Below are 25762 nucleotides of genomic sequence, written 5' to 3'. Positions count from 1 at the left end.
CCATGTCCAGGACCACGCTGCGCGAGCTCAACGGCTTCGACCAGACCCCCGCGACACTGGCCGGTTCGACGCTGATCCTGATCGACTTCCAGAACACGTACACCCAGGGCGTCATGGAACTCGACGGCTGGGAGCAGTCCCTCGACGCCGCCGAGCGGCTGCTGGCGCGGGCCCGCCGGCAGGGCACGAAGGTGGTGCACGTCGTCAACGACGGCGGCGAGGGCACCCCGTACGACGTCCGCGCGGAGATCGGCCGGTTCCACCCGCGGCTCACGCCGGCCGACGGCGAGCCGGTCGTCGTCAAGCGGTTCCCGGACTCCTTCGTCGGTACGGATCTGGCCTCGCACCTCGACGAGGGCCAGGACCTCGTCCTCGCCGGCTGGATGACCCACATGTGCGTGACGTTCACCGCGCAGGGCGCGTTCCTGGCCGGTCACCGGCCCACCGTCGTGGCCGAGGCCACCGCGACCCGCTCGCTCCCGGTCCTGGGCGCCGACGTCCCGGCCGCGCAGGTGCACCGCGGCGCCCTGGCCACCATCGCCGACCTGTACGGAGTCGTCGTCGAGTCCGAGAAGGAGATCGTCTGACGCGGCGTCCCGGCCGTTCGTCCCACCCGCGCGACGACGATGCCCGTGTGCCGGGGGCACACGGGCATCGAGGGGGAGGCGAACGGCGGGGCGCCGGCCGGGGTCAGGCGGTGAAGGCCTCCACGAGCGACCAGACGGCCAGACCGGCCATGCAGACACCGCCGACGCGCTGGACCGTCTTGAGCGGGACGCGCTTGGCGATGAACCGGCCCGCGATGAGCGCGAGCGCGGAGACGCTCATGAGGGCGGCGGCAGAGCCGATCGCCGTCGACCAGGTGCCGTTGGTGGCGGCCAGGTTGGCCGTGGTGATCTGGGTCAGGTCGCCCCACTCGCTGATGAACACGGCCATGAAGGCGGTGGAGAAGACGGGCCAGAAGCCCTTCACCGTCTTGCCGGCGCCGTCCTCGTCGTCCTCGTCGTCGCCTCCGGCGCGCAGCAGCATGAAGGCGCCGAAGCCGAACAGCGCGGCCGAGACGAGCTTCACGATCCAGCCGGGGAGGAGTCCGAGCAGGCTGCCCGCGCCGACGGCGATGGCCACGTGGACGATGAACGCGGTCGAGGTGCCGAACCAGACGTACAGCGGACGCATCCGCGTGCCCATGGCGAGGGACGCGAACATCGTCTTGTCGGGGAGTTCGGCGAGGAAGATCAGCCCGAAGGCGGTGATGATCGCCAAGGGGTCGAGGTGCATACCGGGGCTCTCTGCTCGGACCGGGCCCGGGCCCGGCACGGCGCCTCGTGAGGCGACGGGAGGACCACTCGGCCCGGCATGACGGACCACGCCCGCATGGACGCGGACGTGACGTATTGCCTGGCCGAAGGTCTCGCCCGTCCGCACCTCGGTGCGGACCCGGCCACCGGGAACCCGGGGGTTCCAGTGTGTCGACGACCGGTTCGCAGGGCTACTCCCCTTCGCTCGGGCCAGTGTACCGGACGGATCGGCGCAGACCGTAGACACTGTCTACTGAAGTGGTAGACAGTGTCTACGGGGTTCCGGTAGACAGGTTCCGTGACCGACGAACCCACTCCGGGCAAGCCTCCGGAGACCGCGCCCGACACTCCGGACGCACCCGTCCCGCCCGCCGAACCCGAACCCGCCGAACCCGAACCCGGCGGGCTCCGCGACCGGCTGGTGCGGACCGGCGTCGAACTGGTCGACGCCGAGGGCGCCGGGGCCCTCTCGCTCCGCGAGATCGCCCGCCGCGCCGGGGTCTCGCACGGCGCCCCGCGCCGCTACTTCCCGACCCACCTCGACCTGCTCTCGGCCATCGCCCACGAGGGCTTCCGCGCACTCGGCATCCGCGTCGCCGCCATCGACACGGCCGACCCCCGGGACCGGATCGAGGCGCTGGCCCGCCTCTACCTCGACTTCGCCCGCACCCGCGGCGGCATGTACGAGCTGATGTTCCGCCACGACCTCCTGGAGAGCGGGCGGCTGGGGCTGCGCGACACCAGCCTCCCGCTCTTCGCGCACGTCGCCGAACTCGTCGCCCGGGTCCGCCCGGACGCCGCCGACCCCGCCACCGCCACCGGCGCGCTGTGGGCCAACCTCCACGGCATCGCCCAGCTCCGGCGCTGGGGCAGCCTCCGTCTCGCCACCGGCGCCGACGACGTCGAACCACTGCTCACGGCCGCCCTCGACGCCCACCTCGGCCCCCGACGACCGGACACCGGCCGATGACCCGCCCCAGCCCACGCCGCGACCGTCTCCGGCCCCCCTGACCCTCGCGTGCAGCGTCGTCGGCGCCGCCGTCGTCGCCCTCGACGGCACCGTCCTGACCATTGCCCAGCCCGCGCTCCAGCACGACCTCGGCGCGGACACCGCCCAGGTGCAGTGGACCAGCACCGGCTATCTCGTCGCCGTCGCGAGCCTGCTCGTCTTCGCGGGCCGGCTCGGCGACCGGTACGGGCACCAGCGGCTCTTCGTCCTCGGCTGTCTCGGCTTCGCGGCCACCTCCGCCCGGATCGCCGTCGCCCCCGGCATCGGCTGGGTCGTCGCCCTCCGCGTCACCCAGGGCGTCTTCGGCGCCCTCCTCCAGCCCGCGACGCTCGGCATGCTGCGCGCCGCCTATCCGCCCGACCGCCTCGGCATGCCGATCGCCCTGCGCACCAGCGCCATCGGCCTCGCCGCCGCGGTCGGCCCGCTCGTCGGCGGCGTGCTCGTCACCGCGTACGGCTGGCGCGCGGTCTTCCTCCTCGGTGTCGCGCCGACCCTGGCGATCGCGCTGATCGGCCTCGCCGTACCCACGTCGCGCCAGACCACGCGAGAGGAGGGCCGCGGTGCGGGCGCGCTGGATCTGCCCGGGGCCTGCCTGCTCGGGCTCGCCCTCGCCTGCCTCGTCCAAGCCCTCGCCCACGGGTTCGCGCCTCCGGCCCTCGGCGGCGCCCTGCTCGCGCTCGGTGTGGCCGGAGCGGCCGGCTACGCGTTCGTACGGCACGAGCGACGAGCCCCGTATCCGCTGGTCCCCGCCGGGATGCTCCTCAAGGCCCGCCCGGGGACGAAGCGCGGGAGCCTCGGGCGTGCCGGGCCGGAGGCCTCCGGCCGCGGGCCGGGTCCGGTCGCCGCCGGGCTCGGGGCGCTGCTCGCCGCGTCGGCCGCGCTCTCCGGGACACTGTTCACCGCCACGTACCTGCTCCAGGATACCCTGGCCCTCGGACCGCTCCCCACCGCCGCGCGGATGCTGCCCCTGGCCCTGCTGATCGTGGCCGGGGCGCCGGTGAGCGCCCTGCTCAAGGGGCGCTTCGGCGCGCGGCGGGTCGCCACCGGCGGAGCCGGGCTGCTCGTCGCCGGAGTGGCGCTGCTGGGGCGTACGGAGGTCACCGGCTCCGCGCTCGCGACCGGCGGGTGCGCGGCACTCATCGGCGCCGGGTTCGGCGCGGTGATGGTGACGGCCACCTCGGTCGTGGTGCACCGGGCTCCCCGGGAGCACGCCGGCGTCGCGGGCGGACTCCAGCAGACCGCCATGAACACCGGACCCGTGCTCGGGGTGGCCCTGGCCGCGCCGCTCCTCGCGTCCGGAACGGCCCTGCCCGTGCTCGCGGCCGTCGCCGCGCTCGCCGTCCTCGCCTGCCTCGGTCTGCCGGGCGGCCGAGCTGCGGGGGCGGGGGACGACGCGGATCCGGAACCGGGCGCGGAGCGCCGGATGGCGGACACGCCAACGCGGACGTAAGGTGCCGGACCATCCGATCCCGAACGTATGATCATGAAATGCCCTCAGGTGGTCACCGGCCCCCCTCCGCGTCCGGGACGCGCGTCGAGCTCAACCTCGGTCTCGCGCTGCCCGTCCTCGCGCTCGCCGCCGTCGTGGTGGTCGACCTCATCACGTCGCAGGGGGAGCACTTCGACCGGCTCCTCGTCATCGGCCCCGCCCTCGCCGCCGTCACCTGGAGCGTGCGCGGCACCCTGACCATCGGCCTGCTGGCGATCGTCCTGCGGCTCGCCCTCGGCGTGGCACAGGGCGACACCGCCGGCGACATCGTCTCCGCCGAACTTGTCCTCGTGGCCGTCACCGCCGCCGCCGTCTGGATCAGCCGGGTCCGTACCCGCTACGAGCAGGATCTGAGCGAGGTGACGGCCGTCGCCGAGGTGGTCCAGCGGGTGGTGCTGCGCCCGCTCGCGCCCCGGCTCGGCGAGGTCGAACTGCATCTGCTGTACGTCGCCGCCGCGGCCAAGGCCCGGATCGGGGGCGACTTCTACGAGGCGGTCCGGGTCCCCGGCGCCGTCCGCGTGATGCTCGGCGACGTCCAGGGCAAGGGCCTCGGCGCCGTGGAGACCGCCTCCGTCCTGCTCGGTTCGTACCGCGCCGCCGTCACCGACGCCTCCGGCCTCGCCGAACTCGCCGACCGGCTGGAGGAGGGGCTGGCCCGCTACGGCGCCTGGGCCCCCGAATCCGACGCCGCCGAGCGCTTCGCCACCGTCCTGCTCCTCGAATTCCCCGACGGCCAGGACGTGGTGCGCGTCCTCAGCTGCGGCCATCCCGCCCCGCTGCTCCAGCATCAGGGACGGATCCGGGCCGTCCCGCTCCACGACCCGTCGCTGCCGCTCAACCTCGCGGGCCTGTGCACCTCCCGGCACCGCGTCGAGGAGGTCCCGTTCCGGCCCGGCGACCGGATGCTGCTCTTCACCGACGGCGTGAGCGAGACCCGCGACCGGGCCGGGGACTTCTACCCGCTGGAGCAGCGGATGGGCCGATGGGCCGACGAACCGGGCGACCAGGTGCTCCCGCTGCTCCACCACGACCTCACGACGTACGGCGCGGGCCGGCTCGACGACGATGTCGCCGCCCTGCTCGTCGTACGCCTCCCGCAGCCGGCCGCCGTGGCCGCGGCGGCGGGTGCCGCCGGAGCGCCGTCGGCCTGACCGACGCGGAACGCCCCGAGGGGCCGGGCCTGCTGCCCGGCCCCTCGGGGCGTTCGAACGGGGTCGGTGCCCCTGGCCGCCGTCAGGCGCGACCGTGGAAGTCGTACCCGGCGTCGTCGATCGTCGTGGAGATCAGCGCGTCGTCGGGCTCGGTGCGGGTGTTGACGGTGACGAGACCGGTGGAGATCTCCACGTGCACGGTGTCGACGCTCTCGAGCCCGCGCAGGGCCTCGGTCACGATCGCCTTGCAGTGACCGCTGTTGACGCCGGAGACCTTGTAGGTGGTGGAGAACGCGGAACGCGGACATGGGAACCTCCTGGATCGGATGCGGGTTATACCCCGTGGGGGTATTCCGTCACTCCTTTATACCCCCGGGGGGTATGCCTCGCAAGGAAAGGATCACGCCAGAGAAGGTCGGGAAGTGCGCACCGGCGGGGACGGGCGTCGCCGCGGCCCGCCGGGCAGGGCCAGACTCGCGGCATGACAGCGAAGATCAGCCGGATCAACCCGGAGCGGCTCCACCAGACTCCCGGCTATCACCACATCACCGTGGTGGAGGCCGGCCGGACGGCCTATCTGGCCGGGCAGTGCCCCCTGGACCAGGAAGGCGGCCTTGTCGGCCCGGACTCCGTCGACGCGCAGCTCGACCAGATCGTCGCGAACGCGCTCACCGCCCTCGCGGCGGTCGGTGCCCGGCCGGAGCACGTGGTGCGCTCGGTGATCTATGTACGCAGTGACGACCGGGACGTGCTGGGCGCCGCGTGGGCCCGGCTCACCGCCTCGGCCCTCGGGCCGGCGTTCACCTCGGCGAGCACCCTGCTGGGGGTCGCGCAGCTGGGCTTCAGCGGACAGCTGGCCGAGGTGGACCTCACCGTCGCGCTGCCCGACTGAGCCGGGAGCCGGCCCGGTGGGGGAGCGGGGCACGACGGGGCGTGAAAAAGGGGCGTACGGGCAGGTGTGCCGTACGCCCCTCGCGTTCCGCGCGCCGTCAGCCGACGTACGGCGTGTTCGCCTCCGCCCAGGCCGCCAGGTGACGGGCGCATTCGGCGACCGACTCGCGCCAGGTACGGTCCGCGCCCTCACCGGCCTCGTCGCTGACGTGCTTGACCACGCGCAGCGGCACACCGGCCTGGGCGGCCACCGACGCGAGGGCGTACCCCTCCATGTCGACGAGCGCGGCACGGGCGGCGAGCCGCTCACGCGCCTCGTCGTCCGAGATGAACATGTCACCGGTGGCGAGGACCACGTCGCTGCCGCCCGGCAGGGTCAGGGGCGCCCCGTACTGCTCGCCCGTGAGCCTCGCGAGCAGCCTGCTGTCCAGGTCGTGCTGGATGACCGTGCCGACCACATGGGTGCCCGTCCAACCGGGGCGCAGCGCCCCCGCCGTCCCGAGGTTCACGACCTCCGACGGGTGCGGGCCGCGGGCGAGAACGGTGGCGAGTGCCGTCGCCGCGTTGACCTTGCCCATGCCGGTCAGCAGCATGGGCAGATCGGTGCGGAGGTGCTGGGCCTCCTCCTTCACCGCCAGGACGAGCAGAGGGCGACCGGGCTTTATCTCGCCTGTGAGTTCCATGACGGCCACGCTACCTGGTGCGCTTCGGTGCGCTTGACCGCCTTTCGGCCGCCCTTCCCTCCGCGTCGGGGACCGGACGGCTCCGCCCCGCGCCCGGCGCGTCCCCGCGTGCCCCGGACACCCCACGGCCCCGCCGTCTTTACCCGCGGAGGCCCGCCAAACCAGCGGAATCGAGTCCGGGTGGGATTCTTTCGGCCAGACGCTTGTGCGGGCCCCCGCGGCGCGGCACGCTCCTCGGTATGAACACAGCCAGGCACGCCAGTGAACGCCTGATGAGCTGGCCCTCGCTGATCGCCGGCCGCGCGCCCTGCGGCGCCGAGCTCGGACTGCGCACCACGACCCAGGAGATCGTGCACTTCCACGGCGAGCACGAGGCCGACGTCCATCTGACCCGCGCCATGATCGCCCGGCTCCGGCCGGCCCTCCTCGGCTCCAGCGCGGTCCGGTTGCGCCCCGGATCCGGCTGGGTGACGGTCCGTCTGGACGCGGGCTCGGACATCGACCTGCTCGCCACGCTCGTGAGCGCCGCCCTCCAGGCCACCGGAGCCCCGTACCCCGGAGACGACCGACGCCCCGACCACTGCACCCGCACCGGCCACCCCTGGGTCTACGCCGTGACATAGGCCGTGTCCGGTCACGGCACCCCGTCCAGCCCACCCGTTCGGCGGCATACCGGACGGGTGCGACCCGTGAGCGGGGTACTCGACGAGACATGCCCCCCACTTCCCGCGCGCCGCACGACGGAGCCCCGGACGACGACGGAGCCGCCGGACACGGACCACCGGACGAGGGCGCCGCCGGTGCGGGAGTCCCGGCGGACGGGACTCCGGGCGGTCATGTCCCGCCCGAGCACCCCCCGCGCTTCCACGAGGTCCACGAACGGGTCATCACCTCGCCCCTCGGCCTCGCCTGGAGCCGCGGGCGCGAGATGGAACTCATGCACCGCGCCATGGGGTTCGCCGCGCTCTGCCTGCTCACCCTCGTCCCCCTCCTGATCGTCATCGCGGCCGCCGACCTCGCCAGCGGCCAGGGCTTCGCCCGCTGGCTCGTCCAGGGGCTCGGCGTCTCCGAGGTCTCCCAGGAGGAGATCGAGCGGCTCTTCGGCCAGCCCGGGCAGGCCCTCCAGCGCACCACCGCCTTCGGTCTCGCCGCCCTCGCCGCCTTCGGCGTGACCTTCGGCTCGGCCGTCCAGACCGGCTACGAACGCGTCTGGGACCTGCCCACCTCCCGCTGGCACACCATGTGGCGCCACGTCGTCTGGGTCGCCGTCCTCATCGGCGCGCTGCTCCTCTTCGTGGCCAACTCCTCCCCCCAGAACGCCCCCGCCTGGATCACCGCCCTCACCGCGCTCGGCGACGTCACCGGGGCCTTCCTCTTCTTCTGGTGGTCGCAGCGCTTCCTGCTGTGCGGGCGCATCCGCTGGCGCGCCCTGCTCCCCGGCGCCGTCCTCACCGCCGTCGGCCTGCTCGGCCTGCGGATCTTCTCCCAGTTCGTGTTCTCCCCGCTCATCGCCTCCAACGCCGTGACCTACGGTCAGTTCGGCACCGTCCTCGTCCTCCAGTCGTGGCTCGTCGGCGTCGGCTTCGTCGTGTACGGGGCGGCCCTCGCCGGCCGTCTCGTCCACGAGGTCCGCCTCCAGCGCCGCATCGACCACACCCCCCCGTCCCCGCCCCCGCCCCCGCATCCCCCCTCGTCCTCGCCCCCGCCGGACGCCCCCGCGCGGCCCTGAGCCCGCCGCCCCTTTCCCTTGGGCGTCCACTCCACACCACCGGGTGATCACACGATCCGGTGATCGACCCGTAGCGGGCCCGACGGGACCGCGCCGCCCGCTTGGATGAGGAGTGAACCATCCGCCCCGTCGAGAGCGAGCCGCCCATGGCGACCACCTGGCTGCCCCCCGCCGAGTTCATCGAGACGCTCCCCCGAGCGACCGCGTACGCCTGTCTCTACTTCACCGACACCCACGGCCGGCCCCTCCAGCTGCGCGCCACCTGGCAGCCGGAACTGTGGCAGTGGCCCGGTGGGAACATGGACCCGGGGGAGACCCCGTGGGAGACGGCCGTGCGGGAATGCCGGGAGGAGACCGGACTCGTCTTCGAGGGCCGCCCGCGTCTCCTCGCCACCCACTTCACCTCGCACCGCGCCGAGCAGTGGCCGGCCAACCACATCGGCTTCATCTTCGACGGCGGGGAACTGACCGACGCCCAGATCGCCGCCGTGGTCCTCGACCCCGAGGAACACACCGAATACCGGCTGCACGCCCTCGCCGAATGGGAGCGGGAGATGAACCCGGCCTCCTTCCGCCGGCTCGTCGAGGTCGACCAGGCCCGGCGGACCGGCGCGACGCTCTACCTCGAATCGGACGACGGGCACTGAGCGCGCCGGCCGCCGGCGATCGGCGCGCCCGGGCGCGTAACCTCGACGGCCCTCCGGCAGTTGACCCGACCATGAAGAAGCGCAGCATGCTCGCCATCGCGTCCCTCGCCGCCGGGGTCGTCACCGCCCTCGTCTCGCCGACGCCGCACGCCTCCGCCGCCGAGCAGAGCGGTGCCGCCGGCGGCGTCACCGGACTCCTCCAGGAGGACCAGGGCCTCGGCACCCTCGTGGACCAGACCGTCGACGGCGCAGGACAGGCCCTCCAGACCCCTCAGACCGGCGGTCTCGTCTGACCTCGGCCGGCCCGGCCCCAGACCGGTCCGACGGCCGGGGAGCCCTGGTCCGCGGCCCGTCGCCCGGGTCCGGCCGGCCGAGTCCGTGCCCCGTACCGCTTCCCTCCTCCCCGAGGCGGTACGGGGCACGCTGCCGTGTGGTCACGCGGATGGAGACGGCCCGTGCGCGCGCATGACCAGGGAGATGACAGGATGTCCCCATGAGCGACAACGTGTATTTCGAGATCACCATCGACAAGAAGCCGGCCGGCCGGATCGAGTTCAAGCTCTTCGACGACGTCGTCCCGAAGACCGCCCGCAACTTCCGTGAGCTGGCCACCGGCGAGCACGGCTTCGGCTACGCCGGCTCCCCGTTCCACCGCGTCATCCCCGCCTTCATGCTCCAGGGTGGTGACTTCACCAACGAGAACGGCACCGGCGGCAAGAGCATCTACGGCGAGAAGTTCGCCGACGAGAACTTCACCCTCAAGCACGACCGCCCGTTCCTGCTCTCGATGGCGAACGCGGGCCGCAACACCAACGGCTCCCAGTTCTTCATCACGACCATCGTGACCGACTGGCTCGACGGCAAGCACGTCGTCTTCGGTGAGGTCGTCAAGGGCCAGGAGCTCGTCAAGCAGATCGAGGCCCTCGGCTCCCGCAACGGCGCCACGTCGGTCGAGATCCGCGTCTCCGAGTCCGGCGTCGTCAAGGCCTGACCCGACTGCCCGGCCTCAGCGCCGCGCGTCGACCACCCGCCCCCGTGCGCCACACCGTGGCACCGGGGGCGGTCGCACGTCCGGGCGCCGCGCGCCCGGACACCCGGCCGGAACGCACCCGGCCGCGCTCAGCCGCTCCCCTCGCCGTACCGGCGCTCGAACCGCGCGATCCGGCCCTCGCTGTCCACGGTCCGCGCCTTCCCCGTGTAGAACGGGTGGCTCTCGGACGAGATCTCGACGTCGATCACCGGATACGTGTTGCCGTCGTCCCACTCGATGGTCCGGTCGCTCGTCGCCGTCGACCGGGTGAGAAACGCGAACCCGGCGGTCCGGTCCCGGAACACCACCGGCTGGTACTCCGGCTGTTTGTCCTGCTGCACATGTCCTCCTCGGACGGCCGTACGTCCCCCGGTCCTGCCAGCCTCCCCGCGCACCGCCGCCGTGACCACGCCGCGCGCCCCGACCGGGTGACGGACCGGGTGACGGATGACCCGGACGCGGGGGTGCTCGCCGTGATTCCCCGGGGACCACCGCGGGGATAGGGTCCGACAGGGGGAGCGGCAGCCGATCACCGGCCGTTCCCGTAAAGGGGGAAGTCCATGACCGCGTTACTGATCCTGCTCGGCATCCTGACGGCCTGTGCCGTCCTGCTCATCGTCGTCCTGCTGCGCCGGACCACCAGCTCCACCGAGAACGTCGACGGCCTTCGCACGGAACAGACCGCCCGGGAACAGGCCCACATGGACCGCTCGAACTTCTCGACGATGGCCGTGCACTCCAGCCTGCCGACGATGACCGACCACCATCACCGCAGGCCCTGACCGCCTGTCGGCGAACCACCCGGGCGGGGCATTGACCCGGACGGCGATGATCGCGAGACTCGGGCGTCGGCCGCCGTCGCGGCGGGCACCCGGCGCCACGACCCCGGTGCCGGGACCGCGCCGGCGGACCGTCACGTATCCGATGACATGTGTGTCGCGACCAGGGGGCAAGATGACCGGCCGGGTTCTTCCGTACGACGTGGTGGGCGGCGGTCCGCGCCGCGCCCTGGTCCTGCACAACTGGTTCGGCGACCGCACGAGCTTCGCCCCGCTGCGGGACCATCTCGACCAGGCCGCCGGCAGCTGGGCCTTCCTGGACTGCCGGGGCTACGGCGAGGCGATCGACGCCGACGGCGAGTACACCATGGAGGAGGTCGCGGCGGACGCGCTCGCCGTCGCCGACGACCTCGGCTGGGACACCTTCTCCGTCGTCGGCCACTCGATGGGCGGCAAGGCCGCCCAGCTCATGCTGCTCGACGCGCCGGAGCGGGTGCGGTCGCTGGTGGGGATCTCGCCGGTGCCGGCCTCCGGTTTCCCGCTGGACGAGGAGAGCTGGGCCCTGTTCGCCGGGGCCGCCGACGAACCCGGGCACCGCCGGATCATCATCGACCGGACGACCGGGGCGCGGTACGACGACGCGTGGCTGTCCGCGCTCGTCGACCGCTCGGTACAGCGTTCTTCCGCGACCGCGTTCCGCGCCTATCTCGACTCCTGGGCCCGCGACGACTTCCACGAGCGGGTCCGCGACCACCCGGCCCGCGTCCTGCTGGTGGTCGGCGCGCACGACCCGGCGCTCGGCCGCGAGACGATGGAGGCCACCTGGCTGCGCTGGTACCCCAACGCCCGGCTCACCGTGCTCCCGGACGCGGGCCACTACGCCCCGGAGGAGAGCCCGAAGGCGCTCGCCGAGGCCCTGGAGACCTTCCTGGCCGACTGACCGGCCCGGGCTTCGCCCCGCCCTCGCCGCCCCCGCTGGAGTACCGAAGGCGGGGGCGGTCTCATGTCCGGGTCAGAGCCTTTGCCGTCCGCCGAGTGACGGCCGTGTCCCCGGTGTCCAGCGGAAGCCGCACGTGCGTGTCGGCGACCTCGGGAACACCGGCGAAGGGCGCGAGCGCGCACCCGGCCCGGGCCCGCCGCGCCCACGAAGGCGACTCCGCCTCGGCCGGGGCTGTCTCCCAGCCATGTGTCATGTCCGGCATGCCCTGAGAATCTCATGGCCGGTTGGGAAGGGAGGGGCGAATTCCGGCCGCAAGTTACCAGTCGGTTTCTCGTGACTTCGGTAGGTCCCACAGCTACAACGTGTTCCCATTCACTCCACGGTGAGGAACACCCCATGAGTGAGAGATCTTTTTCAGCCGAGGCCTCCCGAGGTCTGACCCGCCGCCGGTTCGTGACGGGAACGGGCTCCGTCCTCGGCGGTCTCGCGCTTCTCGGCCCTACCGCGCCCACCGCGTACGCCGCCGGAACGGGCGAGGCCACCGCGGCGCGTACCGACTCCCTCCTCCCCCCGATCGAGTCCGGCGCCCGGATCCCCGTCCTCGTCGTCGGCACCGGCTACGGCGGCGCTGTCGCCGCTCTCCGGCTGGCCCAGGCCGGGGTCGACGTCCACATGGCCGAGATGGGCATGGCCTGGGACACCCCGGGCTCCGACGGGAAGATCTTCGCCAACACCACCCGGCCCGACCAGCGCTCCTTCTGGCTGCGCACCCGCACCAAGCAGCCGCTGTGCCAGTTCCTCGGCTACCCCATCGACAAGGACATCCCCCGCTACACCGGCGCCCTCGACGCGGAGGACTTCGCCGGCATCACCGTCTACCAGGGCCGGGGCGTCGGCGGCGGCTCGCTCGTCAATGGCGGCATGGCCGTCACCCCGCGCCGGGAGATCTTCCCGGCCCTCCTGCCGACCGTCGACCCCGGCGCGATGTACGACGTCTACTACCCGCGCGCCAACCAGGCTCTCGGCGTCGGCTCGGTGGACCGCGCCTGGTGGGAGGGGGCCGACTGCTACCAGTACGCGCGCGTGGGCCGTAAGCACGCCGAACGCTCCGGCTTCCCCTTCGTCTTCGTGCCCGGCGTCTACGACTGGGACTACATGAAACAGGAGGCCGCTGGCGCGGTGCCCCGGTCCGCCCTGGACGGCGAGGTCATCTACGGCAACAACCACGGCAAGAAGTCCCTGCCGAAGACCTATCTGGCGCAGGCCGCCGCGACCGGCCGGGTCACCGTCTCCCCGCTCCACGAGGTCACCACCGTGACGCCCGCGGCCGGGGGCGGCTACACCGTCACCCTGAACCGGCTCGACACCACCGGCGCGACCGTCGAGACGAAGACCGTCACGGCCGGCCGGGTGTTCTTCGCCGGCGGCAGCGTCGGTACGGGCAAACTCCTCACCCGGCTCCGGGACACCGGTGCCCTGCCCGCCCTCAACGACCAGGTCGGCAAGGGCTGGGGCGACAACGGCAACGTCATGTGCGGCCGGGCCAACCACCTGTGGGACCCCACCGGCGCGCTCCAGTCCTCCATGCCCACCGCCGGCATCGACAACTGGGACGCCGGCGGGGCCTTCGCCGAAGTCGCGCCGCTGCCCACCGGCATCGAGACCTTCGCCTCTTTCTACCTCGCCATCACCCGCACCCCGCGCCGCGCCGAGTTCCGCTGGAACCCGGCGGCCGGACGCGTCGACCTCACCTGGGACCGGGCCTGGAAGCAGACCTCCATCGACGCCGCGAAGACCATCTTCGACAAGATCAACGCCAAGGAGGGCACGGTCTACCGCAGCGATCTGTTCGGCGCGTACAAGATCTGGGGCGACCACCTCACCTACCACCCGCTCGGCGGAGCCGTCCTCGACCGGGCCACCGACAACTACGGCCGCCTGCACGGCTACACCGGTCTGTACGTGATCGACGGCGCGCTGATCCCCGGCAGTACCGGCGTCAACCCGTTCGTCACCATCACCGCCCTCGCCGAACGCAACATCGAGAAGATCATCGCCACGGATCTGTGACGGCCCGTCCCACCGGGCGGAACGCGGCGGGGAGGGGCCGGCGGACCGGCCCACCCCTTGCCGTGACCGTCGGTGCCGGCGTCACGCGTCCCCTCTCGGGTCCTCCTCCGCGAGCCGGTACAGCGCGTCGGCGACCCGAGCGGTCGGGGGTCTGCCGTCGTCCGCCAGTTTCCAGGTGAACCATCGCCCGGTGCCGTCCGCCGACCGCTGGACGAACGTGACGACCGTGGTGTCCGGGTTCCGGTAGTCGGTGTACGCGGAGGAGAAGGCCAGACCCCAGCGGGCCGACAACTCGGGCCGGTCCCGCAGGGCCGCGCCGAGCAGCCGCGCCATGGTCCAGCCCGGCCACTCCCCGCCGCGGTCACCGGTCGCGCGGGCCAGCTCCGCGGTGTAGGCGGCGGCCTCGAACCGGTATGCGGGCGGTTCGGGCGCACGGGTGCGGGAAGGCGGGATCCCCGGGCGCCGCCAGTCGCGCCACACCACCGTGTCACCCTCGCGGACCACCGACACCCACAGTGCCCCGCAGCATCCCTCGGTGCACCAGGCCTCCGCGAGTTTCACCTCGCGCGGCTCGGCCGTGGCCGTGAGGGCGCCGCGGTCCAGCAGATGATCGGGGTGGCCGCCGGGGCCGTGCCCGAAGGACTCGGGCAGCAGCGGCCGGCCGTCGAGCAGGAACCGGGTCTCGACCGATCCCGGGTCGTCAGGATCGGGGTGGGCCACCTCGATCCGCAGCCGCCCGGGCGGGTCGGTCGCCCGGAACACCCGCTCCGTCGTGTGCCGCAGCCAGATCGCCCGGCGCCGTAGGGCGGGCGGGGCGTCGGCGGCCGGTTCGGCGAGGACCACGCCGGCCCACTCGGGGGAGAGGACCAGGGCGCCGAGCTCGTCCAGCAGCTGTTCGCGCTGTCCGTCGCGCCAGGGCAGCACGTGCGCCTGCCCGCTGTGCAGGTCGAGCGCGAGCGCGAGGAGGACGACGGCGTGCTCGGTGGTGGGCGGCAGCGCGCCGGCCCGTCGGACCAGCGCGTCGAAGGCCGCCGTGGCCTCGCGGTAGGCCAGGAGTTCGGGCTGGGTGCCCCGCGAGCTCGCCATCCGCGCCAGCAGCCGTCCCACCTGCGCGAGGAGCCGCGGATCGGCTGGGCCCTGGCCCGGCAACCCGGCCAGTCCGACGGCCTCGGCGATCCATCGGGCCGGCTCGGGGGCGATCGTACGGGCGCCCAGCGGTTGCCGGATCAGCCGCGACCGGATCTCCCGCCGGTCGCCGGAGAGCAGCGCGTCCACCAGCGGACGCGTCTCGGGCGAGCTGATCCGGGCATCCAGCTGCCGCAGCGCCGCGGTCTGCGGGTCCAGGGGTTCCAAGGCCGCCACCGCCAGGCTGAACAGGCCGCGCAGCCCGCAGAGGGCCTTGAGGTACGGCACGTCCTCGGCCTCGCCGAGCCGCCGCAGCAGCGCGAGGCCCACGCTCACCGGGCGGCGGGTGGTGCCCGTACGCGTCAGGTGGCGGCCGATCGCGCGGGCGGCGGCCTCGTCGTCGAGCGTCATGGCGAGCACGGCGCCGACCAAAGGGCCGTCATGGACGGGGAGTTCGGTCAGGAGGCGCTGAAGCTCCGCCATCGCGGCCGGGGAGTCGGGTCCGGCGAGGAGCGGACCGAGCGCCGCCTCGACGGCGGCGAAGGCACGTTTGCCCCGCGGCCCGTCTCGCTCGGGTTCGGGCGGCTCGTCGGGCAGGGGGTGACCGCCGCCGAACGGGCGGTCGGGACGGTCCTGCGCGAGGCGCAGGGCGTAGGTGTACAGGGAGGGCCGAGAGGTGAGCGCCGTGCGCTCCTGCGGCGCGCTCACCGGGCGGGGGAGAACTCGATTCCGTTGATCATGCGCCGATGGTGTCCGATCGCGCGCCGGTCGTCCAGTGGTTTGTGCGGCAGACCGGCAGACGGCCGGTCATCCGGGCGTGCGGTCACCCGGGCGTGCGGTCAGCCGGATACGGCCGTGGCGCCGGTCTCCGGCTCGGCGAGGCGCAGCGCCACGAACGGCACGGTGTCGCCGGGCAGTACATAGCGCTCGATCTCGACGAAGCCGCGCGCCCGCGCGAACCGCAGTCCCTCCGTATTGGTCGCGAGCACCGCGGTCTCCACACCCGCGTCGCTCAGCGTCCGGGCGTGCGCCAGGCCCCGCTCGTACAGCGCCGTTCCGAAGCCCCGGCCCCGGTACTCCGGCAGGATCCGGGAGATGACGGTGGCCGCGGGCGTCTCCTCGTCGGGCGGGCGGACGGTGGAGCAGCCGACCGGCACCCCGTCCGCGTAGGCGACGTCCAGCAGATTGCGGCCCGCGCGCTCGCGCACCTGCTCCTCGGAGAGCGGCGCGGTGGGGATGATGGAGTTGTGGATCAGGCGCCAGTCCGCGAGGGGGGCGGGGGCGTCGGTGAGATCGGAGGTCCGGCCGTCGGAGGAAGCGGCGACACGGACGATGCGCAGGTCGGTCATGAGGGCAGACAAGCGGCGCACCCGTCTCCCCGTCAACTGCTTTGCCCATGTCGCCCGAACGAGGGAGTGGGTCTGTGTGGGGTGACACTCGGCGACGCGGACCGGGTACCCATGTCCGCATTGCCCTCAGCCCCGGAGGTGGCCGGCCCATGCCCGTCCGCAAGAGCACCGAGACGGTGCTCACGTGCGTCCTCGTCGCCGCCCTGGCGCTGACCGGCTGCGCCGTGCAGGTGCCGCCCGCCGCCGCGCCGGCCCCGGGCCCGCCGAGACCGTCGGGCCCGCCACACGCCCGGGAACAGGACGGCCGCCCCGCACCCGCCCGCATCCCCGCCCCGCCGTCGCCCGCTCCGGCGCGCCTGCCGGGCATCGGCCCGCTCACCCAGGCCCGCGTCCCCGACGGCACCACCCAGGCCCTCGTGGTCAGCGGCGACAACCCCGACGGCAACGTGATCACGGCCGTCCTCTACGAACGCGACCGGGTGACCGGCCGCTGGCGGCCCACCGCCGGACCCTGGACCGGCCACAACGCCCTGCGCGGCTGGACCGACGAGCACACGGCGGGCGATCTGCGCTCCCCGACCGGCGTCTACCGCATCGGCGACGCCGGCGGACGGCTCCCCGATCCCGGCGCACGGATCCCGTACGACGAGAACCCGCTGTACGCGGTCTCGGGCACCGGCTTCCTCGGCGAACCCCTCGAAGGCTCCTTCGACTACGTCGTCGCCATCGACTACAACCGGGTCCCCGGCACGGCCCCGCTCGACAAGGAGCGCCCGCTCGGCGACGACAAGGGCGGCGGGGTGTGGATCCACGTCGACCACGGCGGCCCCACCCAGGCCTGCGTCTCCCTGCCGTTCGAGAACATGTCGGAGCTGCTGCGCGCCCTCGATCCGACCCGCGGTCCGGTGATCGTCATGGGCCCCGCCGAGGTGCTCGTGGAGTGAGCGTCCGCGAAACGGGAGGGGCTTACACGCCGGGCGCGGGCGTGACCGTGATCCCGTGCCGCGCGAACAGGGCCGCCGTGACCCCGTCCCCCGGCACCAGACCGCCGCCGAACGACCCGTCGTACACCTGCCCCCGCCCGCACGAGGGGCTGCGCGGCATCAGCACCGCCTCGGCGCAGCCGGCCTCCCGGGCCGCGGCGAGCGCCCGCCGGGCGCCGTCGACGAACGGCTCCGTCACATCCGTGCCGGTGTCGTCCACCACCCGCGCCGTGCCGTCGAGGACCGCGTGCCCGTCGCCGCCGACCAGCTCGGCGGGCCGGCGCGGGGTGGCCAGACCGCCCGCCTGTTCCGGGCAGAACGGCACCGGCGTGCGCCCGGCGAGCAGCGTGTCCAGCGCGGCGGAGGGCTTGGCGCCGCCGTCCCAACGGCACGGGATCCCGCGCAGACAGGCACTGACCAGAACGGGTACGGATTCCATGCGGCCAGACTACCGGGGGCCGTTCGGCGTGCCGGGCGCGGTGCTGTCCGGTTCTCCTCGGAGGGCGTCCTTCGCCCGGCGGTGGGCCGCGACCCGCTCGCGCGTCGCGCAGCGGCGCGAGCAGTAGCGGCGCCGCTCCCGGCCGCTGCCCAGCGGTACGAAGACGTCCTCGCAGGCGGCGGAGGCGCACACCCCGCCCGGGGCGCGGCCCCGTTCCCAGAGCAGCACCGCGAGCGTGAGGCACGAGGAGGCGAGGAACCACCGTGCCCACGGCGCGTCGTCGTCCGCGTCGACATGCGGGTGCCACGGGCTCGCGCCGCCGTGCGAGGTGAGCCGGAGCGGCCCGGTCCGCTCGGCGAGGAGCGCGTTGAGCCGCTCGGCCGCCGCGTCGACACCGTCCGCGGCGAAGACCGGCCGCAGCGCCGCGGCCGCCTCCCGCAGCTCCGGCAGATCCGCGCCGGTCAGGCCGAGCGGCTCGGTCTCGCCGTACGCGCGCAGCACCCCGGCGACCCGGTCGAGGGTGCCGTCAGCCGGTTCGCGGCTCAGTACGTTCACCAGGTCGGCGGCGCGCCGGGAGTTGGCGAGGGCGGAGTGCCGGGCGGCGTCCTCGGCCGGGAGCGGGGCCGGAGGCGGCAGGGGGAGCGGAGGCATCGGGCGAATGTAACGCATGTTGTGGAGTTCTGAGTTACCCGCGTAGCGTCCGATCCGTGCCCCCTGCCCTTTCCGTCTCTCGGCGGCCCTCGTCGCGGCGCCTCCTCGCGGGCGCGACCGCCGCCCGTACGGGTGACGAGATGTCCGGCCCGGCGCTGCTGCTCCTCGGCCACGCCTGGACCGGCTCGGTGGCCACGGCCTCCGCCCTGCTCGCCGCCGTGACCGCGGCTTCCGCGCTCGGCGGGCCGCTGTTCGGGGTGTTCCTCGACCGCGCGGCCCGCCCCGGACGGCTTCTCGCCGGCGCGCTCACCCTGTACGCGACGGGCCTGACGGCCGTCCTCGCGGGACTGGCCGGCGCCCCGTTCCCGCTCACCCTGCTCGTCGCCCTCGCCACCGGCCTCCTCGCGCCCGCCCTCGCCGGCGGCTGGACCGCGCACCTGGGCATGGTGGTCCCGGCCGAACGGCTGCCCCGGGCGCACGCGCTCGACGCGGCGACCTACAGCGCCGCGAGCCTGCTCGGCCCGGCGCTCGCCGGACTGCTCGCCCGGCTGCTCGGCGCCCCCGTCGCCGTGGTGGCCGCGGCGGCGCTGATCCTGCTGGCCGTGCCCGCGACCCGGGGGCTGTCGCACCGCGCCGTCGCCGAGGGAGCCGACCGTACGACATCCGGTGGCACGGACGGGGCTACCCGGGTGACGGCGCGCGGCGTGGGCCGGGACCTGGCGCGCGGCTGCGGCTGCGTGCTGCGCTCCGTACCGCTGGCCCGCGCGACCCTGAACAGCACCCTCTCCAGCCTCGGCCAGGGCGTGTTCGTCGCCTGCGTTCCCCTCCTCGGGGCGCGGCTCCTGGGCGCGCCCGCCGATGGCGCGCTGCTGCTCGGCGGCTCCGCGCTCGCCGCCCTTGGCGCGAACGCCACGCTCGCCCGGCGCCGCCGTCCGCTCGTGCCCGACACCGTGCTGGGCGTGGGGCCGCTCCTGATCGCCGTGGCCTTCGTGACGGCGGGCATCGCGGCGGCTGTGGGCGTGGCCGGGGGCGTGGCGGCCGGGCTCCTCGGGACCGCGGCGCTGCTCGCCGGGATCGCCGAAGGTCCGCAGCTCACCGCCCTGTTCGCGGTGCGCCACCGGGAGGCGCCCGAACGGCTGCGCGCCCAGGTGTTCACCACCGGCGCGGGCGTCAAGATCTCCGCGTTCGCGCTGGGCGCCGCCGTTGGCGGGCCGCTCGCCGTCCGCTCCCTGCCGGGAGCCCTGCTCGCGGCCGCGGCGGCGCAGGTGCTCGCGACGGCCGCGCACCTGGCGGCGACGTACGCGCCGGGGGCGTACGCGGGTGTGGTCAGGAGGAGGCGACGGCGCGCAGCGAGGCGGTGTGGGCGCGGACCTGCTCGGGGGTGAGATACGCGTCCGTGTACTCGAAGTCCTTCAGCGTGCCCGACTTCGAGGCCAGGAACCCGGTGCGGACGAAGTCGTCCCCGGCCACCGCGTTGATCAGCCAGTTCGTCATCACCCGGGCCTTCGCCACGTTCGTGCGCAGCGCGGACCAGTGGTAGCCGCGGGCCACCACCTGCGCCGGCAGACCGTGGAGTTCGACACCCAGCGGCTTGGACACGGCGTCGATCCCGCCGAGGTCCACCACCAGCCCCAGATCCTTGTGCGCGTACGGATAGGTCTGCTCGCCGCGCAGCGCCGCCACCAGGTTGTCCGCGGCCACCTTGCCCTGCCGCATCGCGTGCTGGGCGGTCGGCGGACAGATCGCGCCCGCCTCGTCCTTGGCCAGGTCGGGAACGGCCGCCGCGTCCCCCATCGCGTACACCCCCGGAAGCCCGGGCACCGTCAGGTCCGGCTCGACCATCAGCCGTCCGCGTACCGTCTCCGCGCCGAGGGTGCCGATCAGCGGGCTCGCCGCGACTCCGGCGGTCCAGATCAGCGTCCGGCAGGGCAGCACCCGGCCGTCGGTGAGCGTCACGTTGTCGTCGTCGACGGAGGACACGGACACCCCGAGCGAGACCTCGATCCCGCGCCGCTTGAGGATCGCGAGCGCGGCCTCGCCCAGCTTGGGTCCGAGTTCGGGCATCAGGGCGGGGGCGATGTCCACCAGATGCCACTTGATCAGCTCCGGGTCGAGCCGGTGGTACCGCTTGACCGCGTTGTGGGTGAGCATCTGCAGGCACGCGGCCGTCTCCGTACCCGCGTACCCGCCGCCCACCACCACGAACTGGAGTCGCGCCGCCCGCTCCGCCTCGTCCTCGCTCGCGTCGGCGAGGTCGAGCTGCGCGATCACGTGGTCGCGGATGTACGCGGCCTCGGCGAGCGTCTTCAGGCCCCGGGCGTGCTCGGCGAGCCCCGGGATGTCGAAGGTGCGGGTGACGCTGCCGGGCGTCAGGACCAGATGGTCGTACGGCTCGGTGCGGATGTCACCGGTGATGGTGCGCACCACGCAGACCTTGGCGTCGGTGTCGATGCCGATCGCGCCGCCCGGGAGGATCCGGGTCCGGTGCTTCTGGCTGCGCCGCAGGGACAGCGCCACCGACTGTGGGGTGAGCACCCCGGAGGCGACCTGCGGCAGGAGGGGGAGATAGAGCTGATACGAGAAGGGGGACAGGAGCGAGATGACCGCTTCCCGTCCGGTCAGCCGCCGTTCGAGGCGCCGTACGCACGCGACCCCGGCGAAACCGGCGCCCACCACGAGGATTCTCGGTCGAGACACGGGATAAGACCGCCTTTCCACGCCTTGTCCTGCCCTGCGGGCCGTCAGCGGCCCTCCCCGCCCGGCTTCCGCACCCATCATCCGGAACTCTCTGATATCCGGCAAAAGGAAGAAACTGGTTCATCGGTGCGCCATGCGTGCTGCCCGGCCCTGTTGTCAGTGGGGTGCCGGACCCTGGTGCGCAGGAGGACATCCATGGAAAAGAGCGGGACCGGACGGGTCGTCCTGGGCTCGGTGGGGCGGTCGCGGTCACCGTCCCGCTCGGAGACCTGCCCGTGGCCCGCTGAGGTACGGCGGTCGGCGACGCGGTCGCTCTCGACTCCTGGGCCGGATTCGGCGCGCCGCCCGAGGGCGGCCTCGTCACCGGCCACCATCGCTTCACGAGCGCCGGGCGACGGCATCCGCTGAAGGCCGGGGTGATCGAGGTGGCAGGGTGTCCCGTGCTCGGCTTCGGGTGGGATTCTGGGGACCACTCGATGCGGCATCGGGGGGAGCGGGCCGCCGGGCAGGTGTATCCGGTCGGGCTGGGCCGAGCCGTGGACGGCGGGACCGCCCTGCGCTGGACGATCCCGCCCGGATACGAGGACACACGCGCGTCACGGTGACGCGGACGAGCAGGGGTGGAGGGCCGGGCATGAAGGACACGGGCGACAGCGATCCGTACCAGTGGCTGGAAGAGGTCGAGGGCGAGCGGGCGCTCGCGTGGGTGCGGGAGCGGAACGCCGAGACACGGGCCGAACTCGCCGACGGGGACGGCTTCGACGCCCTGGTCGCCGAACTGCGCGAGGTGCTGGACGCGCCCGACCGGATCCCGTACACCCGCCGGCGGGGCGCGTACCTCTACAACTTCTGGCGGGACGCCGGACATCCGCGCGGCGTGTGGCGGCGCACCACCCTGGAGCAGTACCGCACCGACGCACCCGAGTGGGACGTGCTGCTCGACCTCGACACGCTGGCCGCGGACGAGGGCGAGGACTGGACCTGGGGCGGCGCCCAGGTGCTGCGGCCGGGCTTCCGGCGGACGCTGGTGAGCCTCGCGCGCGGCGGGGGAGACGCGGTCGTCGTCCGCGAGTACGACCTGGAGCGGCGGGATTTCGTCGCGGACGGCTTCCGGCTGCCCGAGGCGAAGACCCGCATCGGCTGGATCGACGAGGACCACGTCTACGTCGGCACGGACACCGGCCCCGGCTCGCTCACCGCCTCCGGCTACCCCCGCACCGTCCGCCGCTGGCGCCGCGGCACCCCGCTCGACGCCGCGGAACTCGTCCACGAGGGCGCCGTGTCGGACCTCTCCGTGGCCGCCTGGCACGACCCCACCGAAGGCTTCGCGCGCGACTTCGTGAGCCGGTGGCGGGACTTCTTCCACCACGAGACCCATCTGGTCACGGGGGACGGCACGCTGCGCCGTATCGACGTACCCGACGACGCCGACCGCACTGTGTACCGCGAATGGCTCCTGGTCACCCCCAAGGCCCCCTGGCTCGGACAGCCTGCCGGGTCGCTGCTCGCCTTCCCCTTCGAGGCGTTCCTCGCCGGAGACCGCGAGCCGGAGGTCCTGTTCACCCCCGACGAGCGGACGGCCCTCGCCGGCCACACCTGGACCCGCAACCACCTCGTCGTGGAAACCCTCCAGGACGTCGCCAGCCGTCTGCACGTCCTCACTCCCGGATCCGGATCCGAAGTCGTAACCGGAGCCGTAACCGGGCAAGGAACCGGCTCTGGCCTCGGGCCCGGCTCCGGTACGCGGTCCGGCGGCTGGGCGCGCCGCGAGCTGGCCGACATCCCGCCGCTCGCCTCCGCCTCGCTCACCGACACCGACCCGGACACCGGCGACGAGTACTTCCTGTCCCTGACCGGCCATCTCCTCCCGCCCACGCTGCACCGCGGCGAGATCGGCCGGCCCGGCGAGCGCGTCAAGCAGGCCCCCGAGCGCTTCGACGCGACGGGCCTGAGCGCCCGCCAGTACTTCGCGGCCTCCGCCGACGGCACCCACGTCCCGTACACCGTCGTCGGCCGCGCCGGCGAACTTCCCGGCCCCGCCCTGCTCACCGGCTACGGCGGCTTCGAGGTGTCCCTGACCCCGTCGTACAACACCGTGCGCGGCCGCGCGTGGCTCGCCCGCGGCGGTACGTACGTGGTGGCCGGCATCCGCGGCGGCGGCGAGTACGGGCCGCGCTGGCACCGCGGCGCCCTCAAGGCCGAGCGGCCGCGTGCCTACGAGGACTTCGAGGCCGTCGCCCGCGACCTGGTCGAGCGGGGCGTCACCACGCCGGACCGGCTCGGCATCACCGGCGCCAGCAACGGCGGTCTGCTGATGGGCGCGATGCTGGTGCGCAGCCCGGAACTGTTCGGCGCGATCGTCGCCCATGTGCCGCTGCTCGACATGCTGCGCTTCCACATGCTGCTGGCCGGGGCCAGTTGGACGGCGGAGTACGGCGACCCCGACGACCCGGCCGACCGGCCGCATCTGGCCGCGCTCTCCCCGTACCACCGGCTCGCCGCAGGACGGCCCTACCCGCCCGTCCTGCTCACCACCTCGACCCGCGACGACCGGGTGCACCCCGGTCACGCCCGCAAGGCCGCCGCCCGGCTGCGGGAGCTCGGCCACCGGGTCCTGCTCCACGAGACGCTGTCCGGCGGCCACGCCGGGGCGGCCGACAACGAACAGACCGCGTACAACAGCGCCTTGGAACACACCTTCCTGTGGCGCACCCTCGCCGGTCCCGCGACGGACTGAGCTGCCAGGGTCGTGCGTCCGGGGGTACGAGGGCCCGGACGCGCCGCCCCGGAACAGCCGTACGCCCGCGTGGCGCACCACGCGGGCGTACGGCTGAGGGAACGCGGCGGGGACCACCCGCCTCGCGGACCGGGCGCCCGGACCGGTCGCGCGCATGACACCCCGTGAGATCACGGATGCCGCGACGGGTCACTGCATCGGCGGCCGGGGCGGCATCGGCTGCAGGGGCTGCACCGGAGCCCCGGCCGGACCGCCGGGATGGGGGCCGACCTGCGCGGGGCCGCCCTGCCCGGAAACACCGGGGCCCGGCACGCCGGGGCCGGGGCCGAGCCGACCGGGCCCGAGCTGCCCCGGACCGGCCTGACCGGGAACGCCCTGTCCGTGAACGCCCTGTCCGTGAACGCCCTGTCCGTGAACACCCGGACCCGGCATGCCCGGACCGGGTACACCCGGTCCCGGACCGCCAGGGCCCGGGCCGACTGGGCCGGGATTGGCCGGCGGCATCTGGATCACACGGCTCAGGTCGCGCAGCACCTCCTCGGCGGCCCGGCGGACCTCGCCGGGAACGTCCCCCTGCTCGCGTATGAGCTCGGCGTAGATGGGGGCGGTGGTGTCCGCGTAGTTCATGGGCTCGCTTCCTCGGGCTTCTGCGACATGCTTCGGGCGGCGAGTCTACGGGGCGCGGTGTCCTCCCACCGGCGCGGGCCCGGATCCCGTCCCGCGCCGCGGGCACGCGCCTCGGCCGGTCCCGCCCGGGCTCCCCGGCCCGCTCGTGAATTCGCTGGTGGGACCCACAGTTCGACGGAACAATGACCTCCTCGAACAGGGGAGGGAACATGAGCCAGGCGTACCCGACGCCGCTCACGCTCGACGCGCTGCTGCCCCCGCAGGAGCTCGCCGCCGCCGTCACGGCCGGACACGTGATCCGCAAGACGCATCCGACGCTGCCGCTGTCGCTCTACACGTACTCGCGGACATGCCAGTACGAGGGCGTCTGGAACAGGGTCACCACCCGATGCCGCGGCCTCGTCGCCGACGACCGCACCGGCCGGATCGTCGCCCTGCCCCTGCCCAAGTTCTTCAACGTCTCCGAACACGCCCTCGGCCGCCCCTACGCGCCCGCGCTGCCTGACGAGCCATTCGAGGTGTACGAGAAGGTCGACGGCAGCCTCGGTGTGGTCTTCCACTACGAGGGCCGCTGGCTGGCCGCCACCCGCGGATCCTTCGTCAGCACCCAGGCCGCCTGGGCGCAGCACCGCCTCGACGCCGCCGACACCACCGCGCTCGTGCCCGGGGTGACGTACCTCGCCGAGATCCTCCACCCCGCGAACCGCATCGTCGTCGACTACGGCGAGCGCCGGGACCTCGTGCTGCTCGCCGCGTTCGGCGCCGACGGCGCGGAGGTCCCGCTCGCCGAGGCCGCGCGCGGCTGGCAGCCGGTCGGCTCGGTCGTCACCGTCCACCCGCCGCTGCCGCTCGACGAGCTGCTGAAGCTGACGGAGTCGAGCACCCTGCCCGACGGCCGGCCCGCCACCGGCACCGACGCCGAGGGCTTCGTGCTGCGCTTCGGCTCCGGCCTGCGTGCCAAGGCCAAGATCGCCGAGTACGTGCGGCTGCACCGGATCCTCACCGGTGTCACCGCCCGCGACATCTGGCGCGGCCACGGCATCCAGCGCTTCGCCGGCACCGAGGCGAAGACACTGGCGCAGGGCCTCGGGCTGGCACCTGCCGAACTCGACGGCATACGTGCCCGGGGCGGCCGCCCGCTGGACGATCTCCTGGAGCAGGTGCCCGACGAGTTCGACGCCTGGGTGCGGTCCGTGATCGACGGACTGGAGACGGAGTCCGCCGCCCGCGAACACGCCATCGACGAGGCCTACGTCGCGGTGGCCCACCTCGCCGGCGACCGGGCCGCCTTCGCCCGCGCCGCCGCGGCCCTGCCCGACCGGAGGCTGCGCGCCGCCCTCTTCCTGCGCCTCGACGGGCGCCGCACCGACCTGGCGATCTGGCGCGAGCTCCGCCCCGAGGCCGCCGACGCCTTCACCACCGACGAGGAGAACTGATC

26 protein-coding genes are annotated in these 25762 nt (G+C 73.9%); 17 read left to right on the top strand and 9 right to left on the bottom strand.

The window, feature by feature from the left end; genetic code table 11:
- Window positions 1-2 precede the first annotated feature (2 nt).
- On the top strand, window positions 3-587 hold the full coding sequence (locus tag ABZ693_RS05005; RefSeq protein ID WP_359873450.1) for a cysteine hydrolase family protein: 585 nt from the start codon (window positions 3-5) through the stop codon (window positions 585-587).
- A gap of 103 nt (window positions 588-690) precedes the next feature.
- On the opposite strand, the gene ABZ693_RS05000 is transcribed toward ABZ693_RS05005, so the two are convergent.
- On the bottom strand, window positions 691-1278 hold the full coding sequence (locus ABZ693_RS05000) for a TMEM165/GDT1 family protein (protein WP_359873448.1): 588 nt from the start codon (window positions 1276-1278) through the stop codon (window positions 691-693).
- Between the two features lie 438 nt (window positions 1279-1716).
- Here ABZ693_RS05000 and ABZ693_RS04995 point away from each other — a divergent pair, with 438 nt between their 5' ends.
- From ABZ693_RS04995 to ABZ693_RS04985, 3 genes are read left to right on the top strand one after another with little or no spacing between them, the layout of a single operon-like run.
- Window positions 1717-2268: a TetR/AcrR family transcriptional regulator gene (locus ABZ693_RS04995; protein WP_359873603.1), complete on the top strand. Its 552-nt coding sequence runs from the start codon at window positions 1717-1719 to the stop codon at window positions 2266-2268.
- Window positions 2269-2305: 37 nt separating this feature from the next.
- Entirely contained in the window at window positions 2306-3757 is a 1452-nt protein-coding gene (locus ABZ693_RS04990) for an MFS transporter (protein ID WP_359873601.1), read from the top strand.
- 38 nt (window positions 3758-3795) lie between these two features.
- Window positions 3796-4947: a PP2C family protein-serine/threonine phosphatase gene (locus ABZ693_RS04985; RefSeq protein WP_359873446.1), complete on the top strand. Its 1152-nt coding sequence runs from the start codon at window positions 3796-3798 to the stop codon at window positions 4945-4947.
- Between the two features lie 82 nt (window positions 4948-5029).
- Here the strand turns inward: ABZ693_RS04985 and ABZ693_RS04980 are convergent, their stop codons facing one another.
- Complete coding sequence (locus ABZ693_RS04980; RefSeq protein ID WP_359873599.1) at window positions 5030-5275, bottom strand: heavy-metal-associated domain-containing protein; 246 nt, start codon at window positions 5273-5275, stop codon at window positions 5030-5032.
- 153 nt (window positions 5276-5428) lie between these two features.
- Between ABZ693_RS04980 and ABZ693_RS04975 the strand changes: the two genes are divergently transcribed.
- Complete coding sequence (locus ABZ693_RS04975; protein ID WP_359873444.1) at window positions 5429-5839, top strand: RidA family protein; 411 nt, start codon at window positions 5429-5431, stop codon at window positions 5837-5839.
- A gap of 97 nt (window positions 5840-5936) precedes the next feature.
- On the opposite strand, the gene ABZ693_RS04970 is transcribed toward ABZ693_RS04975, so the two are convergent.
- Window positions 5937-6521, bottom strand: coding sequence for a nucleosidase (locus ABZ693_RS04970; RefSeq protein ID WP_359873442.1), 585 nt, complete (start codon window positions 6519-6521; stop codon window positions 5937-5939).
- Window positions 6522-6760: 239 nt separating this feature from the next.
- On the opposite strand from ABZ693_RS04970, the gene ABZ693_RS04965 reads away from it, so the two are divergent.
- The 5 genes from ABZ693_RS04965 (at window position 6761) to ABZ693_RS04945 (ending at window position 9888) form a co-directional block, all read left to right on the top strand.
- Window positions 6761-7144, top strand: a complete 384-nt coding sequence (locus ABZ693_RS04965; RefSeq protein WP_359873440.1) for a luciferase domain-containing protein — start codon at window positions 6761-6763, stop codon at window positions 7142-7144.
- 305 nt (window positions 7145-7449) lie between these two features.
- Window positions 7450-8250, top strand: a complete 801-nt coding sequence (locus ABZ693_RS04960; protein ID WP_359873597.1) for a YhjD/YihY/BrkB family envelope integrity protein — start codon at window positions 7450-7452, stop codon at window positions 8248-8250.
- A gap of 146 nt (window positions 8251-8396) precedes the next feature.
- Window positions 8397-8897 carry an NUDIX domain-containing protein gene (locus ABZ693_RS04955; protein WP_359873438.1) on the top strand — a complete coding sequence of 167 codons (501 nt, stop codon included), beginning with the start codon at window positions 8397-8399 and terminating at the stop codon, window positions 8895-8897.
- Between the two features lie 71 nt (window positions 8898-8968).
- Window positions 8969-9190: a hypothetical protein gene (locus ABZ693_RS04950; RefSeq protein WP_359873436.1), complete on the top strand. Its 222-nt coding sequence runs from the start codon at window positions 8969-8971 to the stop codon at window positions 9188-9190.
- 200 nt (window positions 9191-9390) lie between these two features.
- On the top strand, window positions 9391-9888 hold the full coding sequence (locus tag ABZ693_RS04945; protein ID WP_359873434.1) for a peptidylprolyl isomerase: 498 nt from the start codon (window positions 9391-9393) through the stop codon (window positions 9886-9888).
- A 128-nt stretch (window positions 9889-10016) separates the two neighbouring features.
- Here ABZ693_RS04945 and ABZ693_RS04940 read toward each other — a convergent pair whose 3' ends face one another.
- Window positions 10017-10268: a type B 50S ribosomal protein L31 gene (locus ABZ693_RS04940; RefSeq protein WP_359873432.1), complete on the bottom strand. Its 252-nt coding sequence runs from the start codon at window positions 10266-10268 to the stop codon at window positions 10017-10019.
- Window positions 10269-10487: 219 nt separating this feature from the next.
- On the opposite strand from ABZ693_RS04940, the gene ABZ693_RS04935 reads away from it, so the two are divergent.
- From ABZ693_RS04935 to ABZ693_RS04925, 3 genes are all read left to right on the top strand, one after another.
- On the top strand, window positions 10488-10709 hold the full coding sequence (locus ABZ693_RS04935) for a hypothetical protein (RefSeq protein ID WP_359873430.1): 222 nt from the start codon (window positions 10488-10490) through the stop codon (window positions 10707-10709).
- A gap of 172 nt (window positions 10710-10881) precedes the next feature.
- Window positions 10882-11646, top strand: a complete 765-nt coding sequence (locus ABZ693_RS04930; RefSeq protein WP_359873595.1) for an alpha/beta fold hydrolase — start codon at window positions 10882-10884, stop codon at window positions 11644-11646.
- Between the two features lie 396 nt (window positions 11647-12042).
- A complete protein-coding gene (locus tag ABZ693_RS04925; RefSeq protein ID WP_359873428.1) occupies window positions 12043-13716 on the top strand; it encodes a GMC oxidoreductase in 1674 nt (557 codons plus the stop codon).
- 81 nt (window positions 13717-13797) lie between these two features.
- Here the strand turns inward: ABZ693_RS04925 and ABZ693_RS04920 are convergent, their stop codons facing one another.
- Both ABZ693_RS04920 and ABZ693_RS04915 read right to left on the bottom strand, forming a co-directional pair.
- The gene (locus ABZ693_RS04920) at window positions 13798-15549 is read right to left on the bottom strand and encodes an amino acid adenylation domain-containing protein (protein ID WP_359873426.1); all 1752 of its coding nucleotides are present in this window, start codon (window positions 15547-15549) and stop codon (window positions 13798-13800) included.
- A 131-nt stretch (window positions 15550-15680) separates the two neighbouring features.
- The gene (locus ABZ693_RS04915) at window positions 15681-16190 is read right to left on the bottom strand and encodes a GNAT family N-acetyltransferase (protein ID WP_359873424.1); all 510 of its coding nucleotides are present in this window, start codon (window positions 16188-16190) and stop codon (window positions 15681-15683) included.
- A gap of 149 nt (window positions 16191-16339) precedes the next feature.
- Here ABZ693_RS04915 and ABZ693_RS04910 point away from each other — a divergent pair, with 149 nt between their 5' ends.
- Window positions 16340-17134, top strand: a complete 795-nt coding sequence (locus ABZ693_RS04910; RefSeq protein ID WP_359873422.1) for a L,D-transpeptidase family protein — start codon at window positions 16340-16342, stop codon at window positions 17132-17134.
- 22 nt (window positions 17135-17156) lie between these two features.
- Here ABZ693_RS04910 and ABZ693_RS04905 read toward each other — a convergent pair whose 3' ends face one another.
- The gene (locus ABZ693_RS04905) at window positions 17157-17612 is read right to left on the bottom strand and encodes a 2-thiouracil desulfurase family protein (protein ID WP_359873420.1); all 456 of its coding nucleotides are present in this window, start codon (window positions 17610-17612) and stop codon (window positions 17157-17159) included.
- A gap of 9 nt (window positions 17613-17621) precedes the next feature.
- Window positions 17622-18263: a CGNR zinc finger domain-containing protein gene (locus tag ABZ693_RS04900; protein WP_359873418.1), complete on the bottom strand. Its 642-nt coding sequence runs from the start codon at window positions 18261-18263 to the stop codon at window positions 17622-17624.
- 56 nt (window positions 18264-18319) lie between these two features.
- Here ABZ693_RS04900 and ABZ693_RS04895 point away from each other — a divergent pair, with 56 nt between their 5' ends.
- Entirely contained in the window at window positions 18320-19648 is a 1329-nt protein-coding gene (locus ABZ693_RS04895; RefSeq protein ID WP_359873416.1) for an MFS transporter, read from the top strand.
- Here ABZ693_RS04895 and ABZ693_RS04890 read toward each other — a convergent pair.
- A complete protein-coding gene (locus ABZ693_RS04890) occupies window positions 19590-20960 on the bottom strand; it encodes an NAD(P)/FAD-dependent oxidoreductase (protein WP_359873414.1) in 1371 nt (456 codons plus the stop codon). The genes ABZ693_RS04895 and ABZ693_RS04890 overlap by 59 nt on opposite strands.
- 634 nt (window positions 20961-21594) lie before the next feature.
- Between ABZ693_RS04890 and ABZ693_RS04885 the strand changes: the two genes are divergently transcribed.
- A complete protein-coding gene (locus ABZ693_RS04885) occupies window positions 21595-23697 on the top strand; it encodes a prolyl oligopeptidase family serine peptidase (protein ID WP_359873412.1) in 2103 nt (700 codons plus the stop codon).
- A gap of 836 nt (window positions 23698-24533) precedes the next feature.
- Window positions 24534-25760, top strand: a complete 1227-nt coding sequence (locus ABZ693_RS04880) for an RNA ligase (RefSeq protein WP_359873411.1) — start codon at window positions 24534-24536, stop codon at window positions 25758-25760.
- The last annotated feature ends 2 nt before the right edge of the window (window positions 25761-25762 follow it).

The sequence above is a fragment of the Streptomyces laurentii genome, from assembly GCF_040635425.1.
Classification (GTDB): Bacteria; Actinomycetota; Actinomycetes; order Streptomycetales; family Streptomycetaceae; genus Streptomyces; species Streptomyces laurentii.
Note: the sequence above shows the minus strand (reverse complement) of the source record. Positions and strands in the feature narration are given on the sequence as shown.